The sequence below is a fragment of the Duganella sp. CY15W genome (assembly GCF_009857555.1).
Classification (GTDB): Bacteria; Pseudomonadota; Gammaproteobacteria; order Burkholderiales; family Burkholderiaceae_D; genus Rugamonas; species Rugamonas sacchari.
On the sequence record NZ_WWCQ01000002.1, the window covers coordinates 709,679 to 726,900 of the forward strand.

Below are 17,222 nucleotides of genomic sequence, written 5' to 3' on the forward strand. Positions count from 1 at the left end.
CATGCACATGCTTAAACTCGTCGGCGTCAGCAAAATCCATCAAGCGGGAGAAATCCAGACCACAGCGCTGGACCGTGTCGATCTGGAGATCGAAGCCGGCGAATATGTCGCCATCACCGGTCCTTCCGGCTGCGGCAAATCGACCATGCTGGGCATCCTCGGTTTGCTGGACGTCCCGACGCACGGCGAGTACTGGTTCGAAGGCCAGAATGTGGCGGGATGGGGCGAGGCGCAACTCAACAAGCTGCGGCGCGGCCGCATCGGCTTCATCTTCCAGAGCTTTAACCTGATCGAAGAACTGACCGTTTTTGAAAACGTCGAACTGGCACTGGAGTACAACGGTACGCCTGCGCGTGAACGCCGCGAGCGCGTGACGGCCATGCTGAACAAGCTGGGCGTGGGCCATCGTGCCGGCCACCGGCCGTCGCAACTGTCCGGCGGCCAGCAGCAGCGCGTGGCGATCGCACGCGCACTGGTGTCGGGTCCCGCCGTGCTGCTGGCCGACGAACCCACCGGTAACCTGGACAGCGCCCATGGCGATGAAGTCATGCGTCTGCTGCGCGACATCAACGGCGAGGGCACGACTGTCGTCATGGTCACCCACTCGCCCGACCATGCAGCACAGGCATCACGCACCCTGAACCTGCTGGACGGCCGGGTGATGGTCGATGCGCTGCAAGCAGCATGATGCTGCGCGACTTCCGCCTCAGCTGGCGCCTGCTGCTGCGTTATCCTGTCAATACTGCGGTGGAGCTGCTGGGGCTCGCCGCAGGGTTTGCCGTGTGCTTTGTGCTGCTGGCGTTTGTGCAGTATTCCTTCAGCTACGACAGCGATATTCCACAGCGTGACCAGGTCTTCCTCATCAAGCACCGCTTGAACTTCATCCCGCTGCCGCAATGGATGGAGTACACCCCCTTTGCCATACGCGAGGTCGCGCAGCAAAGCGGGCTGCCGCTGCAAGTGAGCGCGTGGTGGCCGCGCAAGGCCGTGCTGGAACAGAACGGCAGTCCACGTGAGATCGAGGTCACCGCCGTCGATCCGGCTTTCGAAAACATCATCGGACTGCGCACACTCGAAGGCAACCTGCAACAGGCCTTGACGCAGCCGGACGGCATGGCGTTGACACAGCAGGCGGCATGGCAGCTATTCGGCAGCACGCAGGTGCTGGGCCGCACCGTCATCCTCAATCGCCAGTCGCTGCAAGTGCGCGCGATACTGCCAGACCGTCCAGGCAACAGTACCATCCAGTTCGGTGTGCTGGTCGGCGTCAACAGCGCGCTATGGCCGGAGCGGGAACGCCAGCAGGCTTTATCCAACTGGATGGGTATTTCCGGCCGGGTCTACGTCAAGACCAGCGCCAATCCTCAGGCGCTGCAGACCGTGCTGCAAAACACGTTGGACAAGGCGCCATGGGCCAGCCTGGCCACCGCGGAAATGAAAGCGGCGCTGGGTGGACGCAAGATGGTCGATGTGGCGCTTGGCCCGCTGTCGGAGGCCTACTTCGACCGCAGCGTCGCCAATACCATGGGCACCGGTCCGCGCGGCGACATGCGCGTGGTACTGGCGCTCGGTGCGGCGGGGCTGCTAATACTGCTGCTGGCCATGGTCAACTACATCAACCTGGCAACCGTACGCACCTTGCGCCGCCAGCGTGAAATCGCCGTGCGCCGGACCATGGGCGCCTCGACGTATCAACTGCTGGTGCAGTTCATGTCGGAAGCGATGTTCCTGGCAGTGAGCGCTGCGGCACTCGGCATTCTGCTGGCGTGGCTGCTGCTACCGCTGGCGTCCGATCTGCTCCAGCGGCAGCTGGAGAGTGTCTGCACGCCGTTATCGGTCGCTGCCTGTCTGGGTTTCGGTGCACTGGTGGGGGCGGCGGCGGGGCTGTATCCCGGCTGGCTGGCGCGTGGCATGGACATGCGCGCCACGCTGGCCCAGCGCAGTGGCGAGACAACTGGCGGTGCGTGGTTGCGGCGCGTACTGAGCGCGGTGCAGTTCAGCGCCGCGATGGGCATGGGCAGCCTGGCGCTGGCGATGCTGTGGCAAACGCAGTTTGCGACCGCCATCCCGCCCGGCTTCGACCCTGCGCCGTTGCTGGTGGCGGAGCTGCCGCAAGATGCGGAAGAGGCTTCAATGCGCGCGTTCCAGGACGCCTTGAAGCAGTTGCATGGCATCGCCGCCATCGCCAACAGCAATGCCATTCCCGGACGCGACGACCATACCGGCACGCGTGGCAGCACCACGCTGCAGCGGGCCGACGGCAGCAGCGTTTTCATGCCGATGCAATTTGTCGGCGCGGATTTCTTCAAGGCCTACAACCTGCAAGCGCTGGCCGGACGCTTATTCGACGCGCGCATCGACCATGCCAAGGCCGATGGCGAACACCATGTCGTCATCAACCAGGCGGCGGCACGCGCGCTGGGCTGGCTGTCGGCCTCGGACGCCGTCGGCCAATATATACACGGCAGCCAGGCGCGCATCGTCGGCGTCGCACCGGACCTGCGCTGGCATACGCTGCGTGAACCCATCGGGCCGGTGATGTATGAGCTGGTCGATACCAGTCCCCTGCTGACACTGCGCCTGAACGGTAGGCACGAGGATGTCGCCAGCGCGGTTGCCGCCACATGGCAGCGCTACTTCCCCGCGCATCCGCTGGCGCTGCACCCTGCCGCCAGCTACTACGCGCAAGCCTATGCGGACGATGTGCGTCTGGCGCAGCTGCTGGCCTGCGCCACTGCGGTGATACTGGTGCTGGCGGCCTGCGGTATCTACGTGCTGGCCGCGCACAGCGTACAACGGCGCGCGCGCGAAATCGTACTGCGCAAGTTGCACGGCGCCGGCCGTGCGGCGATTGCGGCGCTGATAGGCCGCGAATTTGCCATGCTGACGGCCGTCGCCGCGCTGATCGCGTTGCCGCTGGCATGGCTGGCGATCGCGCGCTATCTGGCGCCGTTCGCGGAGCGCTCGCCGCTGGTCGGCTGGGCGCCGGTGGCGGCACTGGGCTTGGCGTTGCTGATCGTGACAGCGGCCACGGCACGCCATACGCTCAGTGCCATGCGCATGGCGCCTGTGGCGGCGCTACGCGATTAAATCAATTGGGAGAAGGTGTGGCGTTGCTGGTGAACTCAGCATATTTTTTATCGCTGCTGGCCATGGCAGCCTCCAGCTCCCGTTCAGTCAGGCGCGCACGCAATTGGGCGACCAGTTCCGGTGCGCCTTGCAGTTGCAGCTTCTCGGCGAAGGTCGCCCACGCATAGGATTCCACCGGATCGCTTGCCGAGAGCTTGCTGGCCAAGGTTAATGCCGGTTGTGTGGCGCCGCTCATCACGGCCTGGGTGAAATAGGCTTCTGCCTGGCGCGCCGCTGGCACGCCGTTGTCCAGCCCATGCTGGCTGGCGATGGTGTCGGGTTCGTCCCAATACTGCTGGCCCAGTTGCAGCAGCGCGTAAATATCGCCGCGCGCGCCCATTTCCCGCAGCTTGGCCAGCGGCAGGTAAAAATATTCCTGCGGCGTGCCGTAGCCGCCTTGCGCCATGCGCTGCTCACGCAACTCGATGCGTTGCTGCGCGGCGCTATGCACTGCGTCTGCGGTGCCGGTAAATGGCAGCGCGCGCGGGCTGCCATCGGCCACGGTACCTGCCGTACCGGCGCCGGGAGCGGGCTGCATTGCAGTAGGCGGCGATGGCGTCAGCCACCACCAGCCTGCCGCAAACAGCGCGCTCGCCAGCGCAATGGCACGGTAGGTAAAGCGCATTGCTTAGAACGTGCAGGCGCCGAAACGCCAGCCGTTGCGGCTGGCGATGGTGGCTGCTTCGCTCTGCGAGCAGGCGGTCACGGTACCGCTCATGCCACGACCCACACCGGTCGGAATGCAGACAGGGTAAGGCAGGTAAGGACGGCCGTTGCATGGGCCAGGCGGTTGAGGCGGCTTCGGATCAGGATTGGCGGTGTCCACGCCAACAATCAGCGTGCTCCAGGTGACCGCCAGCGGTGGGAAAGCGCCGATTTCCAGCGTGCCGGTGTCGCACATGCGGATCGAATAGTTAGGCGAGCTTTCATGGCCGCCCGTGTTCGATGCCCACACCGGCTGGTTGGCGGCGTTGTATTGCACGAAGTTGCCATCGGTCTGAATCGCGGTGTACTGGCCATTTTTGTAGGTGGCCCAGCGTGGGGTCGAACCATCGCGATACAGCACCAGGTTGCCGTCATGCTGCTGGACCAATGTGTATTTACCATTTGGCGACGAGAAACTGTCGCCTTGCTGCATGAGGCTCACGCCCTTGCTTTGGCACGCGGCGGATGCCGACGCGCTCATTACCACCGGCAGCAGGAAGGCCATCGCCTTCAAAAGCTTTTTCATAATGCACCTTTAAAAGTTAGTACAATCCTCATTTTATATAAAATACATTATTGAATAATCACTAATTCTAACCGTGCGCGAATAAAAAAAGGCAGCCCGAAAGGCTGCCTTTGTTCTGGAAACAACGCGCTTAGTTGGTGATGCTGATGAGCGTGACATCGAATACCAGGGTGGAGTTGGCTGGAATGCCGACCCCATACTTGCCAGCCGCCTGGGCAGCTGCGCCATAGCCCTGGCCAGGCGGAATAATCAGCGTCCGCGTGCCACCTGGTTTCATGCCGATAATGCCCATGTTAAAGCCGGTGATGGTGCCCGTGCCGCCCACATTGACCGGCAATGGCTGATCGGTCGTGGCCTGGTTGTCGTCGAAGCGCATGCCCTTGAAGTTGGCGCGCGTGCCGTCATACAGCCAGCCCGTGTAGCGTACCGTCACGGTATTGCCCTTGACGACCGCCGTGCCGGTGCCCGGCACGATGTCGTTCACGGTCAGGTCCGGTGGCGGCGCCTGATTAGGAATGATCACGGCCTTGCTGACGTAGGACAGCTGAATGTCGTACACCATCGGTGCATTGACCGGGATGGCCGGGAAGGTCAGGCCGTTCACTTTCAGTTCGTCGCGGGCATTGCCGCCATAGGGGGTCATATTGGCCGGCATCACGACGGTACGCTTGCCGCCCGTCTGCATGCCCAGCACGGTCTGGTCCCAGCCCGTGGCCATGGCGCCCACGCCCACTGCGCCGGTGTAGCTGGTGTTGACGTCCACCGAGCTATCCACCTTGGTGCCGCGCGGATCGCTCTTGGTGGAGTCATACAGATAGCCGACGTAGGTAAACGTGACCAGGTCGCCCGTGGCGGCCGTGGTGCCCGTACCCGGGGTGTCGGTGATGATTTTGTACGCTGGTTGCGGCGTGACGACGGCAGTCGGGGCTTTAGCGCCGCCGCCGCAGGCGGTCAAAGCCACTGCGCAGCTGGCAACGGCGATAAATTGCAACATCGATTTCATAATTACCTTTGATAAGTATTCGTATTCGGTAGTCCCGGCGCAGAAGTGTAGCAGACCACGCCCCTTCCGCTCCCGGCACTACATTCAGTTACATCTTTTTGTGCTCAAATTTCCACCTGGGTGCCGAGTTCAATCACGCGGTTGGGTGGAATCTGGTAGTAGTCGGCGGCGCCGCGCGCATTGCGTGACATGGCCACAAACAAGTGCTCGCGCCAGGTCGCCATGCCCGAGCCCGGGGCGGAAATCACGGTCTGGCGGGCGATGAAGAAGGAGGTCTCCATCATCTCGAACGGCAGGCCCAGACATTCGCACAGGTGCAGCACGCGCGGAATATCCGGTTCATCCTTGAAGCCGTAGTAGATGTTGAGCTGGTAGCACTGGTGTCCCAGGTCGGTGACCTTGACCTGCTCCGCCTCGGTCACATACGGCTCCTCGATGATGTGCACGGTCAGGAACACCACACGCTCGTGCAGCACCTTGTTGTGCGACAGATTGTGCAGCAGCGCGTGCGGCACGCCGTCGCTCTCGCCGCGCATGAAGATGGCGGTACCGTAGACGCGCGTTGGCGGCGCCACAAACAGCGAGGACAGGAATTCTTCGAGGGGAATCGCGTGCTTCTGCAGGTTTTCAAACACCAGCTCGCGGCCGCGCTTCCAGGTCAGCATCACCGTGAACAGCACGGTGCCCAGCAGCAGCGGGAACCAGCCGCCGTGGAACAGCTTCAGGGTGCTGGCCGAGAACAGCGAAATGTCGATGACGATGAAGAAACCGGTGGCGCCAAAGCACAGCGCCAGCGGCAGGTGCCAGCGGTAGCGGATCACGAAGAAGGTCAGGAAGGTGGTGGCCAGCATGGTGGCCGTGACCGCGATGCCGTAGGCGCCGGCCAGCTTGTCGGACGAGCCGAAGCCGATCACGGCCAGCAGCACCACGATCATCTGCAGCCAGTTCACGGCCGGGATGTAGATCTGGCCGATCTCGCTGACCGAGGTGTGCAGAATACGCATGCGCGGCAGCAGGCCCAGCGCAATCGCCTGCTTGGTCATCGAGAAGGTGCCGGAAATGGTGGCCTGCGAGGCGATCACCGCCGCCAGCGTCGACAGCACCACCAGCGGGTACACGCTCCACGCGCCCAGCTGCTGGAAGAAGGGGTTGGAAATCGCGTCGGGACGCTGCAGCAGCAGCGCGCCCTGGCCCAGGTAATTGATCGCCAGCGCCGGGAACACGATCAGGAACCACGCCGCACGGATCGGTTTCTTGCCGAAGTGGCCCATGTCCGCGTACAGCGCCTCGGCACCCGTCAGTGCCAGCACCACCGCGCCCAAGGCGACAAACGCGATCTTCTGGTTTTCGTACATGAAGCGCAGCGCATGATAAGGGTTCAGCGCCGCCAGCACGCGCGGCGCTTCGACGATATTCACCACGCCCATCGCTGCCAGCGCGATAAACCATACCACCATCACCGGTCCGAAGAACTTGCCGATGCCGGCCGTGCCATGGCGCTGCAAGGCATACAGCGAGATCAGCACGATGATGGTCAGCGGTACGATGTATTGTTCCAGCCCGGGCGCGGCCACTTCCAGGCCTTCAATCGCGCCCAGCACCGAGATGGCCGGCGTAATCACGCTGTCGCCATAGAACATGGTGGCGCCGAACACGCCCAGCAGCATCAGCGGGTAATGCCATTTCGGCGCGGCCTTGGTGACCGAATTCAGCGCCAGCGCCATCAGCGCCATGATGCCGCCTTCGCCGCGGTTATCGGCGCGCAGCACCAGGCTCACGTATTTGAGGGAAACGATCAGTGTCAGTCCCCAGAAAATCAGGGAGATGATGCCCAGCAGATTGCCCTCGCTCAGGGCCAGGCCATGCTCAGGATCGAAGACGGTTTTGAGAGTGTAGAGAGGGCTGGTACCGATGTCGCCATAGACGATGCCGACAGCCGCCAGCGTAAGTGCCGCGAGACTGCTTTTCTTGTGTTGCTCGGTCAAGATTGCACCTGTTGTTGTTTTGGTGCATTGCACAATAGGCCAACTATATGCAAAAGGCAAGGAGATTTTGGCATACGCAGACGTTCCAAATGATCAATAACGAGAGTGTACGCCGCCGCTGCCCAGAGCGCGAGAGGCAGGCCTGCGTAGCGGGCACAGATGAGCGATAATGGCAGACCTACTCCCTTATTCTGTTCCCGCCCCATGAACACAGGTATCTTGTACGCCACGCTGGCGTTCCTTTGCTGGGGTCTGTTCCCGCTGTACTTTCACGCCATCGGTGAAGTACCGCCCATGGAAATCCTCGCACACCGCATGCTGTGGTCGCTGTTGTTTCTGGTGCTGGTCCTGAGCGCGCGCCAGCAATGGAAATGGTTCCCCAAAGTGCTGCAGCAGCCCAAGGTGCTGCTGAGCTTTGTGGCCAGCTCGCTGCTGCTGTCGGCCAACTGGGGCGTCTACATCTGGTCGGTCAACAATGGCCACGTCATCGACGCCAGCCTGGGCTACTTCATCAATCCGCTGGTCAACGTGCTGCTGGGGCAGCTGGTGCTCAAGGAATACCTGCGCCGCGGCCAGTGGATGGCGATTGCGGTGGCGGCCGGCGGCGTCGCCTGGCTGACCTGGCAATCGGGCCAGCTGCCATGGATTGCCTTAATTTTGGGCATCACCTTCGGCGCTTACGGCCTGCTGCGCAAAACCGCCGCGCTGGCCGCACTGGAAGGCCTGTCGCTGGAAACCATGATGCTGTTCCCGCCGGCGCTGATCTATGTGCTGTGGCTCAGCTATCATGGCGACAATGCCTTCATCAACACGCCGCACGACAGCACACGCTGGCTGCTGGTGGCCGCCGGGCCGATTACCGCGATTCCGCTGCTGCTGTTTGCGGCCGGCGCGCGCCGGATTCCGATGGCCGTACTGGGATTGCTGCAATACATGTCGCCCACCATGCAGGCGCTGCTGGGCGTGTGGGTGTTCCATGAAGCGTTCACGGCAGACCGGCTGATCGGCTTCCTGATTATCTGGGCAGCGCTGGCGCTGTATGTGGTCGAAGGGCTGTGGACCGGCAGGCGCGCCAAATAGTGGGAAGATGACGGGATTTAGCGTATCCTGTCGTCCTTCCCTGCATTTCTACCAACATACATCGAGACCTCTCAATGGCAAATTACGTCTATACCATGAACCGCGTGGGCAAAATCGTCCCACCGAAGCGCCAGATCCTGAAAGATATTTCGCTGTCCTTCTTCCCGGGCGCAAAGATCGGCGTGCTGGGCCTGAACGGCTCCGGTAAGTCGACCTTGCTGAAAATCATGGCAGGCATCGATACCGACATCCAGGGCGAAGCACGCCCGATGCCAGGCCTGAACATCGGTTACCTGCCGCAGGAACCGCAGCTGGACCCGGAAAAAACCGTGCGCCAGGAAGTGGAATCGGGCCTGGGCGAAGCATTTGAAGCGCAAGCCAAACTGGACGCGGTGTACGCCGCATATGCCGAAGAAGATGCCGACTTCGACGCGCTGGCCGCCGAACAGGCGCGCCTGGAAGCGATCATCTCGTCGTCGGATGGCGGCAACCTGAACCTGCAGCTGGAAATGGCCGCCGATGCGCTGCGCCTGCCGCCATGGGACGCCAAGATCGGCGTGCTGTCCGGTGGTGAAAAACGCCGCGTGGCGCTGTGCAAGCTGCTGCTGTCCAAGCCGGACATGCTGCTGCTGGACGAACCAACCAATCACCTGGATGCCGAGTCGGTCGAATGGCTGGAGCAGTTCCTGCTGCGCTTCCCGGGCACCGTGGTCGGCATCACCCACGATCGCTACTTCCTGGACAACGCTGCCGAGTGGATTCTGGAACTGGACCGTGGCCATGGCATTCCATGGAAGGGCAACTACTCGTCGTGGCTGGACCAGAAGCAGGACCGCCTGAAACAGGAAGAGGCTACCGAGTCGGCCCGCCAGCGCGCACTGCAAAAAGAACTGGAATGGTCGCGTCAGAATCCGAAAGCGCGCCAGGCCAAATCCAAAGCCCGTCTGGCCCGCTTCAATGAACTGAGCGAATACGAATACCAGAAACGTAACGAAACCCAGGAGATCTTCATTCCTGTGGCCGAACGTCTGGGTAACGAAGTTATCGAATTCAAGAACGTGTCGAAAGGCTTTGGCGACCGCCTGCTGCTGGACAATGTGTCCTTCACGATTCCGCCGGGCGCGATCGTCGGCATCATCGGCCCGAACGGCGCCGGTAAATCGACGCTGTTCAAGATGATTGCCGGCATCGACCAGCCGGACAGCGGTGAAGTGGTGATCGGCCAGACCGCGCGCATTTCGCTGGTGGACCAGAGCCGCGACAAGCTGGGCGATAGCAAGACCGTGTTTGAAGACGTATCGGGCGGCGCCGACGTACTGAGCGTGGGCCGCTTTGAAATGCCATCGCGCGCCTATCTGGGCCGCTTCAACTTCAAAGGCGGCGACCAGCAGAAGATCGTTGGCAACCTGTCCGGCGGTGAGCGCGGCCGCCTGCACCTGGCCAAGACCCTGCTCAAGGGCGGCAACGTGCTGCTGCTCGATGAACCGTCGAACGATCTGGACGTGGAAACCCTGCGCGCGCTGGAAGATGCGCTGCTGGAGTTCGCCGGTTCGGTGATGGTGATCTCCCACGATCGCTGGTTCCTGGACCGTATCGCCACCCACATCCTGGCCTTCGAAGGCAACTCGCAAGTCACCTTCTTCGACGGTAACTACCAGGAATATGAAGCCGACAAGAAGAAACGTCTGGGTGAAGAAGGCGCCAAGCCGAAGCGTATCCGCTACAAGCCGCTGACCAACTAAACCAACTAATCGCGGGTTCTCCTGACAAAACCCTGAAAGCTTTCAACCAGCTTTCAGGGTTTTTTATTGCCTAAAATTTCAGGCGCAATTATTTATCGGAGTCCACTGAAAATAGACCTGCCGGATTGTCTCTCAATGCTTGCGCCATCATTCCTGATTCGGGAAAAGTGCATTGCTGGAAATGGTCATTCTCCATTGCGGTGTTTTCCGCAACACTGACGCTGTCGCTTCGATCAAGTCACGAAGCCATCCCATGGTCACAAGGAGAACATCATGAACGCTCAACGCATCGCCGCAGGCGCAGCACTTGCCATCACCATCGCTACCGCCGCCAACGCCGCGCCGGTGGCTTACCGCCATGTGAATATCGATGGCGTCAACATCGCCTATCGCGAAGCAGGCTCGCCGGACAAACCTACGCTGCTGCTGCTGCACGGCGTGCCCAGTTCGTCGCGCATGTACGATGGCTTGATGAACAAGCTGGGCGACCGCTATCACCTGATCGCTCCGGACTATCCCGGCTTCGGCAATAGCGATGCACCATCGCCGGCGGAATTCACTTACACCTTCGAGCATTTGTCGGACGTGATGCAAAAATTTACCGATGCGGTCGGCGTGCAGCGCTACGTGCTGTTCATGCAGGATTACGGTGCGCCTGTCGGCATGCGGATGGCAGTAAAGCGGCCGGATGCCATTCAGGGCACCATTTTTCAGAACGGGAATGTGTATGAGGATGGTCTTGGCGCGATGTGGGCGACCCGCAAGCCATTCTGGAGCGATCGCTCCGCGCATGAGGACAAGGTAGGTGCAGCGCATGCCTCACTGGCGGTCACGAAGAACCGCCATCTCGGCAGCGATCCCAATGTGGAGGCTTATGATCCTGACTTGTGGATGGACGAGTATGCTTATCTCAACCGCCCCGGGCAGGCAGCGATACAGTCGGCGCTGATTTACGATTATCAGCACAACCTGGCGGCTTATCCGCAATGGCAGCAATGGCTGGCTGCGCACCGGCCGCCTACGCTGGTGGTATGGGGCAAGTACGACCTGGCCTTTACCGTACCGGGTGCTCAGGCCTTCAAGCGTGATCTGCCGGAAGCACGCGTCGAGATTCTCGACGCCGGCCACTTTGCCATGGATACCAGGCTGGAAGAAGTCGCGGTACTGACCGATCAATACATGCAGGCGCACCGCAAAACCTTCGCGCGCTAAGCTACTGCAGGCTGGGGTCCTGCCGCAGTGCTTGCACCGTCATATCGATGAAGGAACGGACCTTGCGCGACGCACCGCGTCCCTCGCGGTGCACGACATGGATCGGCACCGAGGGCCGTTCGAAATCTTCCAGCACCAGCAGCAATTCGCCACGCTGCAACGCTGGCGCAATCTGATACAGCGGCAAGCGCGTGATACCAAAACCGGCAACCGCCATTGCTGCAGCCGACTCGTTGGTGCTGGTACTCATGCGCGGTTGCAGGCGTACCTTCACATCATTGCGGAAGCGGAATTCCGGTGTCGGCGTCAGGCCGGTGGCCGTCACAATCGTATGCTGCACGAGATCCTCGGGGCGCTGCGGCACACCGTGCCGCGCCAGATAGGACGGCGCTGCGCACAGCACTTGCCGCACCCGCCCGACCGGGATCGCATGCAGCGACGAATCCGGCAGTTCTCCAATGCGCACGGCGACATCGACATCTTCCTCCAACAGATTGACGTTGCGGTCGATGAACCAGCAATGGATAGCGACTTCAGGATACTGCACCAGGTACGCATGCACGACCGGCGCTACATACATGCTGCCAAAATTGACGGTCGCGGTAATCGTGAGTTGTCCGCGCGGCGCGGCATGCGTGCCGGCCGCCGTGCTATCGGCCTCTTCCAGGTCGTTCAGGATGCGGCGGCAGTTTTCCGCATAGACGCGGCCGGTCTCGGTGAGGCGTACAAAGCGCGTGCTACGTGCCAGCAGGCGCGTGCCCAGCCGCTCTTCCAGCTCGGTCACGGCTCTTGTAATCACGGACGGCGACACGCCAAGCCGGCGCGCCGCGGCCGAAAACCCTTCCGTGTCCACCACTGCAAGAAAGGCCGTCATGGCCTGTATCCTATCCATACGCCGCCTGTGCTGAAGTTTGCCATGCATTCTACACAAAGCAAAAGGCCGGATTCTGCATGCAGCAGAACCCGGCCTTCGGAACTAAACAGCAGCTGGCTTAGAAGTTGTAGCGCAGGCCAGCAGTGATGGCGCCGGCTTTACGGCCAACATCGGTACCGCTCTTGCCGTAGTTTTCATACTCCAGCGAGACCTTGACGTTTTTGTTGATGGCGTACTCGCCACCCACCGATGCGTACAGCTTGGTTTTGTTCTCGTCGCCGAGACCATTGGCAGCGGCGATGCCGGTCTGCGTCACTTCATTGTGGTTACGCGCCACACCCAGCTTGCCGAACACGGAGAAGTCCTGCGCCACTGGCCAGGTGCCTTTACCGGCCAGGTAGTACGAGTGTGCATCAGTGCTCACGCCGCCAGGCAGGCCGCCTGCGGTGTAGTTGTAGCTGCGCTTGCCGAAGTCGGTGTAGCCAGCTTCCACTGCCCAGGTGCTGTCGATGTTGTAGCCACCGTAGATTTTGCCAGCGGCCTTGGTACCGGTACGGCTGTCGCTGCTGACGGAACCGCCAGCGCCCATGTCGTAACGGCTGCCCACGACACCCACACCAACGTAACCGGTGCCGGCTGCATCCTGGGTATTGCTTTGTGCGAAGGCGGAAGTACCACTCAGAGCGGCGGCGGAAGCGACTAATGCAAACAGAATTTTTTTCATGATGTTGATCTTTCAGCAAAAAGTTGTTCAGGACTTGCTTGGGATCGCAGTTGCTTTGAATTGCGATGTGTCCAAGATAGCACTCCAACCAACATCTGTGGCCACCGAATTAGTAATAAGTGTGACGAGATGTAAGCCAAACGATCATTGGCAAATTTCAAGATGCGCCAAACTTAAAGTAAGCTTAAAAGAACACCTGTTCCGTTAACGGTTTGCCAATCCTGAGTTATAAAATCAGGCGGAAGGTCAGGTTGATGCGCGGCCCGCGTGGCGTGCGCTCCTTGTTAATCCCGTGCAGCCAGTGCTTTTGTAACGCGCCAGCCATCAGCAACAGGCAGCCATCGCCAAGCGCCAGCTGCACTTTCTTCGGCAAGTGACGGTGTTTGAGGATGAAGGTCCGCGGTGCGCCAAAGCTGACCGACGCAATCGCCGGTTCGGGACCCAGTTCGCGCTCGTCGTCGGCGTGGAAGCCCATGCTGTCGCGCTCATCGCGGTAATAATTGAGCAGCACGCTGTTAAAGCGCCGGCCCGTGGCGCGTTCGACCGTCTGTTTGATATGCAATTGCAGCGCCGTGAATGGCTGCGGGTGAAAGGTTTTGCCCGAGTAGCGGTAACTGGCCTCGCCATGCCAGGCCGACAGGCGCGGCTGCTTGTGCAGCTTGCCCCAGACCTGGATTTCCTCCTCGCGCCAGCCGGTTTCGGCCAGCAGACGACGCATTACCTCGTCCGGCGCCAGGTCCAGCGGCAGGCGCTGCTGGAACCACAGTTCGCCATCGTCAATCGGCATGGGCGTGAGGCGGGTGTCGTCGGCAAATAAGTCCATGCGCGGTATGATAACGGCACTACGATTTCAGGAGTACTTCGCATGAAAAAACGCCAGTTCCTGGGTACGGCTGCACTGGCCGGCCTGTCCGCAGCAGCCTTGCCGTCGCGTGCCGCAGCCACCGCCGCCGGTCCGACCCTGCTGACCATCACTGGCGCCATCAGCAAACCCAATCGCGGCAAGCTCGATCCGACGCGCGACGTGATGATGGCCAAGCAGAAGATCAGCTTCGACAAGGCACATGCGTTTGACTATGCCGCGCTGACGGCCCTGCCGGCCATCAGCATCAAGCCGACGCTGGAATACGACGCCAAACCGCATACGCTGCATGGCCCCTTATTGCTGGACGTGGTGCAGGCAGCCGGCGCCCAGCTCAAGGACGACAGCAAGCTGATTTTGCGTGCGGTGGATGGTTATGCGGCAGCCGTGACGGTAGCGCAAGCGCGCGCGCAACGCTGGATCGTCGCCACCCAGATGGATGGCGCACCAATGGCGCTGGGCGGACTCGGCCCGTTATGGGCGCTGTGCGACGCGGATAAAGTACCCGAGCTGGCCGCTATCCCGCTGGCGGGACGTTTCGGCGGCGCACCCTGGGCGCTCTATCACATTGAAGTGCAGGCTTAAGCGTAGGCTTCGGCCAGACTCATGACACGTGGAGTGATGGTGATGCCGATGCCGCCGAACAGGGCAGTCAGCGCAGCCATATTGGCTTCCATCTCTTCGGTTTTCCAGCCTTCGAACAGGTCGGTGCCGGCTTTCTGGAAGTGCAGGTCCAGCACTTTGCCGCGGTCCTTGTGGGTGTAAGGGCCGCTATAAGTTTGCTTGAAGCCCAGCGCGGTCAGTTGCGCCAGCACTTCATTCGGTGGATTGTCCGGATCGGTTGCCATAAACACGCCGAAGGTTTTACCTGGCGGTTTGGCGGCGACGTCGACGTCGTAAATTCCAGGCGCTTTGGTGACGGTTGTACTTTTCAGAAATAACATGTTCTTACCCCTACTATTCAGTTGCGCCGGTTTAAGCTTGCAGCTTGATTCTTGTAGAAAACATTCTAAGAATCAAGCTTATTGCTAATTCGGAGGTTTGTCGACTGATCCCGGTACTTATTTGTGAATTCGTACCAATAAAACTGCAACCAGCTTACTCCGCACAAAGGCTACACCTACTTAAAATATAGTTGTTAAGTAGTAATTTGCAAGGAGTTACGCACAGAAGCGCTTATTTCTGCTGCTTACGGTGCGCCAGCGCTTGTGTCGGCGGCACGAGAGCGGCATACAACGCTCCCGTGGCCGCATCCCACGCGGACACCGCCTGCTGCTGGCGCGCCACAGTGGCAAGATCGCCACGCGCAATCGGACCGCTCAGCGCTGGCGCTGCGCCCAGCCGGAATACATTGGCCATCGACTCGGTTGCCAGTGGTTGCGCCAGCTGGCGCGCGACCGGTTCTGGAATCCCCGCCGCCTGGTAAGCGCGCAAGGCGGCGTCCAGCACGGTGACCAGGTAATTACTCGCAAATACCGCCGCCGCGTGATACACCGTCTTGGCCTCGGCGTTGATCGGCACCACTTGCGCGCCGATCGCTTGCAGCGCAGGCGTAAGCACGGCCAGCGCACCATCATCACCCTCCACGCCGCAGAACGTGCCTGCAAATTGTGCAGCAACCGCCGCCGGATCGGCAAAGCTGCGGATCGGATGCACGCTGGCGACCAGCGCGCCGGCATCGCGCGCGCGCTGCAAACGGTCCGAGGCCAGCGCGCCGCTGCAATGAAAAACGATGCTGCCATCGAGCGCTACGGCCTGCGCCAGCGCTGCGCATGCGGGGACGATCTGGTCGTCACCAACCGCCAGCACATGCACGCCAGCAGACCGCAGCTGGGCATAATCCGCCGCCACGCTGCCGGCGCCGATGAAGTCCACTGCCTGCTGCGCCGATGCCGCCGAACGCGTCAGCACTTGCTGGATCTGATATCCACGCTCAGCCAGCAGCCGCCCCAGCACGCGGCCGACATGGCCGGCGCCGATCAGATTGAACGTAACAGGCATCAGAATCCCGATCCCGGCTGCTTGAGGAATGCCACTTCTTCGGGTGTCGATTCGCGGCCCAGTATGTCATTACGATGCGGGAAGCGGCCGAAGCGCCGTATCACTTCGCGGTGGCGCTGGGCGTAATCCAGCATGCCGGCAATGCCCTGGCTGGTGGCGGCGGAAGCCGTGTTGCGCTCCGCATCCGCCATCCGCATGAACAAGGCTACCGACTGCTCCTGCATCGCCATGTTTTCCGCATGTTCCAGCGGCAGATAGACAAAGGCCCGCTGCAAAGGCGGCAGCGCCTTGTCCTCACCGGCATCGATCATGTCCAGTGCGGCCTGCAGGGCCTGATGGTCGCCAGCAAACGACAGCGGTGTGCCGCGGTACACATTGCGGCAGAACTGGTCCAGCACCAGGATGCGCGCGAGCGCCGCTTGCGGGCCTTCCGCATCCCATTGATGCAGGCCGCCTTCCAGCGCCTGCTCTATCTGCGCGCCGAAACGCTGGGCGATCTCGCGGTCAAACGCTTCGTCCTTCTGAAACCACTCGCGGCGTGGCGCGTCAGCGGCCTGTCCTTGCGCCGGCTGAAACCAGAAATCAAATACTGCCTGGGCTTGTGCATTCATATAGGTATCGGTCAGTTGCGGGCGTGCGTAATCTGGAAGCTATGGATGCCTTCGAAGTCGACCAGTTCCGCCGACAGCACCGACATCGGCGAACCACTGCGCTTGCTGAGTGCAATCGCCACAAAGCGCCATTCCTGCATTCCGTTTTCGCTACCTATCATCATAGACCCACCGGCGATTTCATAGCCGCGCTGTAGGGCCATCGCGCGCAATGCCGGTTCCTGCGGCTTGTAGCCAGTTTTGAAACGCATGGTGATCGCAATGGCGTGGCGCGACGGCAGCCAGGCTTCCACCCGGGTCAGGAAAATCATCGAGCCGGCGCACAGTATCGCCAGGCCGATGGCGCCCATATAAAAGCCCACGCCCACCATCACGCCGATCACCGAGGAGGCCCAGATCGACGCAGCCGTGGTCAAGCCGCTGATGTTAAAGCCTTCACGCATGATGACGCCGGCGCCCAGGAAGCCAATACCGGTCACGATGCCTTGCACGATGCGGGTCGGATCGGAGTTCACCAGATAGGTCGACACATGGCCGCCAAACCAGTGCCCCGGATAGCCGCCGATCACCGTCAGCGCGGCGGAGGCCATGCACACCAGGCCATAGGTCCGCATGCCTGCCGCCCGGCCGTGATACGAACGCTCGTAGCCCACCAGCAGGCCAAGCAGCAGCGCGCCCAGCAAATTCAACAAAATCACCGCATTGGTGGCCAGTTCGGATTGCGACCAATAGGCCTGCAGGAATTCGATGGCGGGCATGGTAAGCCTC

The 17,222-nt window shown here is 61.2% G+C and carries 17 protein-coding genes; 6 read left to right on the forward strand and 11 right to left on the reverse strand.

The window, feature by feature from the left end:
- Positions 1-7: 7 nt before the first annotated feature.
- Positions 8-688 (forward strand): ABC transporter ATP-binding protein, encoded by a 681-nt coding sequence (locus GTP58_RS12665; protein WP_161077768.1) that lies wholly within the window; start codon positions 8-10, stop codon positions 686-688.
- Positions 685-3,090, forward strand: coding sequence for an ABC transporter permease (locus GTP58_RS12670; protein WP_161077769.1), 2,406 nt, complete (start codon positions 685-687; stop codon positions 3,088-3,090). The genes GTP58_RS12665 and GTP58_RS12670 overlap by 4 nt, the downstream gene beginning before the upstream one ends.
- 1 nt (position 3,091) lies before the next feature.
- On the opposite strand, the gene GTP58_RS12675 is transcribed toward GTP58_RS12670, so the two are convergent.
- From GTP58_RS12675 to GTP58_RS12690, 4 genes are all read right to left on the reverse strand, one after another.
- On the reverse strand, positions 3,092-3,754 hold the full coding sequence (locus tag GTP58_RS12675; protein WP_161077770.1) for a hypothetical protein: 663 nt from the start codon (positions 3,752-3,754) through the stop codon (positions 3,092-3,094).
- Positions 3,755-3,757: 3 nt separating this feature from the next.
- The gene (locus GTP58_RS12680) at positions 3,758-4,360 is read right to left on the reverse strand and encodes a hypothetical protein (protein ID WP_161077771.1); all 603 of its coding nucleotides are present in this window, start codon (positions 4,358-4,360) and stop codon (positions 3,758-3,760) included.
- A gap of 130 nt (positions 4,361-4,490) precedes the next feature.
- Positions 4,491-5,354: an FKBP-type peptidyl-prolyl cis-trans isomerase gene (locus GTP58_RS12685; RefSeq protein ID WP_229215554.1), complete on the reverse strand. Its 864-nt coding sequence runs from the start codon at positions 5,352-5,354 to the stop codon at positions 4,491-4,493.
- Positions 5,355-5,467: 113 nt separating this feature from the next.
- Entirely contained in the window at positions 5,468-7,348 is a 1,881-nt protein-coding gene (locus tag GTP58_RS12690) for a potassium transporter Kup (RefSeq protein ID WP_161077773.1), read from the reverse strand.
- 204 nt (positions 7,349-7,552) lie between these two features.
- Between GTP58_RS12690 and rarD the strand changes: the two genes are divergently transcribed.
- The 3 genes from rarD (at position 7,553) to GTP58_RS12705 (ending at position 11,382) form a co-directional block, all read left to right on the forward strand.
- Positions 7,553-8,428: an EamA family transporter RarD gene (rarD, locus tag GTP58_RS12695; protein WP_161077774.1), complete on the forward strand. Its 876-nt coding sequence runs from the start codon at positions 7,553-7,555 to the stop codon at positions 8,426-8,428.
- Positions 8,429-8,502: 74 nt separating this feature from the next.
- A complete protein-coding gene (ettA, locus tag GTP58_RS12700; RefSeq protein ID WP_161077775.1) occupies positions 8,503-10,170 on the forward strand; it encodes an energy-dependent translational throttle protein EttA in 1,668 nt (555 codons plus the stop codon).
- Positions 10,171-10,443: 273 nt separating this feature from the next.
- Positions 10,444-11,382, forward strand: a complete 939-nt coding sequence (locus GTP58_RS12705; protein ID WP_161077776.1) for an alpha/beta fold hydrolase — start codon at positions 10,444-10,446, stop codon at positions 11,380-11,382.
- A 1-nt stretch (position 11,383) separates the two neighbouring features.
- On the opposite strand, the gene GTP58_RS12710 is transcribed toward GTP58_RS12705, so the two are convergent.
- From GTP58_RS12710 to GTP58_RS12720, 3 genes are all read right to left on the reverse strand, one after another.
- On the reverse strand, positions 11,384-12,274 hold the full coding sequence (locus GTP58_RS12710) for a LysR substrate-binding domain-containing protein (protein ID WP_161077777.1): 891 nt from the start codon (positions 12,272-12,274) through the stop codon (positions 11,384-11,386).
- A gap of 100 nt (positions 12,275-12,374) precedes the next feature.
- Complete coding sequence (locus GTP58_RS12715; RefSeq protein ID WP_072782814.1) at positions 12,375-12,980, reverse strand: outer membrane beta-barrel protein; 606 nt, start codon at positions 12,978-12,980, stop codon at positions 12,375-12,377.
- 226 nt (positions 12,981-13,206) lie between these two features.
- Complete coding sequence (locus tag GTP58_RS12720) at positions 13,207-13,803, reverse strand: alpha-ketoglutarate-dependent dioxygenase AlkB (protein ID WP_161077778.1); 597 nt, start codon at positions 13,801-13,803, stop codon at positions 13,207-13,209.
- A gap of 42 nt (positions 13,804-13,845) precedes the next feature.
- Here GTP58_RS12720 and GTP58_RS12725 point away from each other — a divergent pair, with 42 nt between their 5' ends.
- Positions 13,846-14,427: a molybdopterin-dependent oxidoreductase gene (locus GTP58_RS12725; RefSeq protein ID WP_161077779.1), complete on the forward strand. Its 582-nt coding sequence runs from the start codon at positions 13,846-13,848 to the stop codon at positions 14,425-14,427.
- Here GTP58_RS12725 and GTP58_RS12730 read toward each other — a convergent pair.
- The 4 genes from GTP58_RS12730 to GTP58_RS12745 all read right to left on the reverse strand — a co-directional run bounded on the left by GTP58_RS12730 (position 14,424) and on the right by GTP58_RS12745 (position 17,212).
- On the reverse strand, positions 14,424-14,786 hold the full coding sequence (locus tag GTP58_RS12730) for a hypothetical protein (RefSeq protein ID WP_072782820.1): 363 nt from the start codon (positions 14,784-14,786) through the stop codon (positions 14,424-14,426). The genes GTP58_RS12725 and GTP58_RS12730 overlap by 4 nt on opposite strands.
- A gap of 232 nt (positions 14,787-15,018) precedes the next feature.
- Positions 15,019-15,843, reverse strand: coding sequence for a Rossmann-like and DUF2520 domain-containing protein (locus GTP58_RS12735; RefSeq protein ID WP_161077780.1), 825 nt, complete (start codon positions 15,841-15,843; stop codon positions 15,019-15,021).
- Positions 15,843-16,454, reverse strand: coding sequence for a DUF924 family protein (locus GTP58_RS12740; RefSeq protein ID WP_161077781.1), 612 nt, complete (start codon positions 16,452-16,454; stop codon positions 15,843-15,845). The genes GTP58_RS12735 and GTP58_RS12740 overlap by 1 nt, the downstream gene beginning before the upstream one ends.
- 11 nt (positions 16,455-16,465) lie before the next feature.
- Positions 16,466-17,212, reverse strand: coding sequence for an MgtC/SapB family protein (locus tag GTP58_RS12745; protein WP_072782830.1), 747 nt, complete (start codon positions 17,210-17,212; stop codon positions 16,466-16,468).
- Positions 17,213-17,222 lie beyond the last annotated feature (10 nt).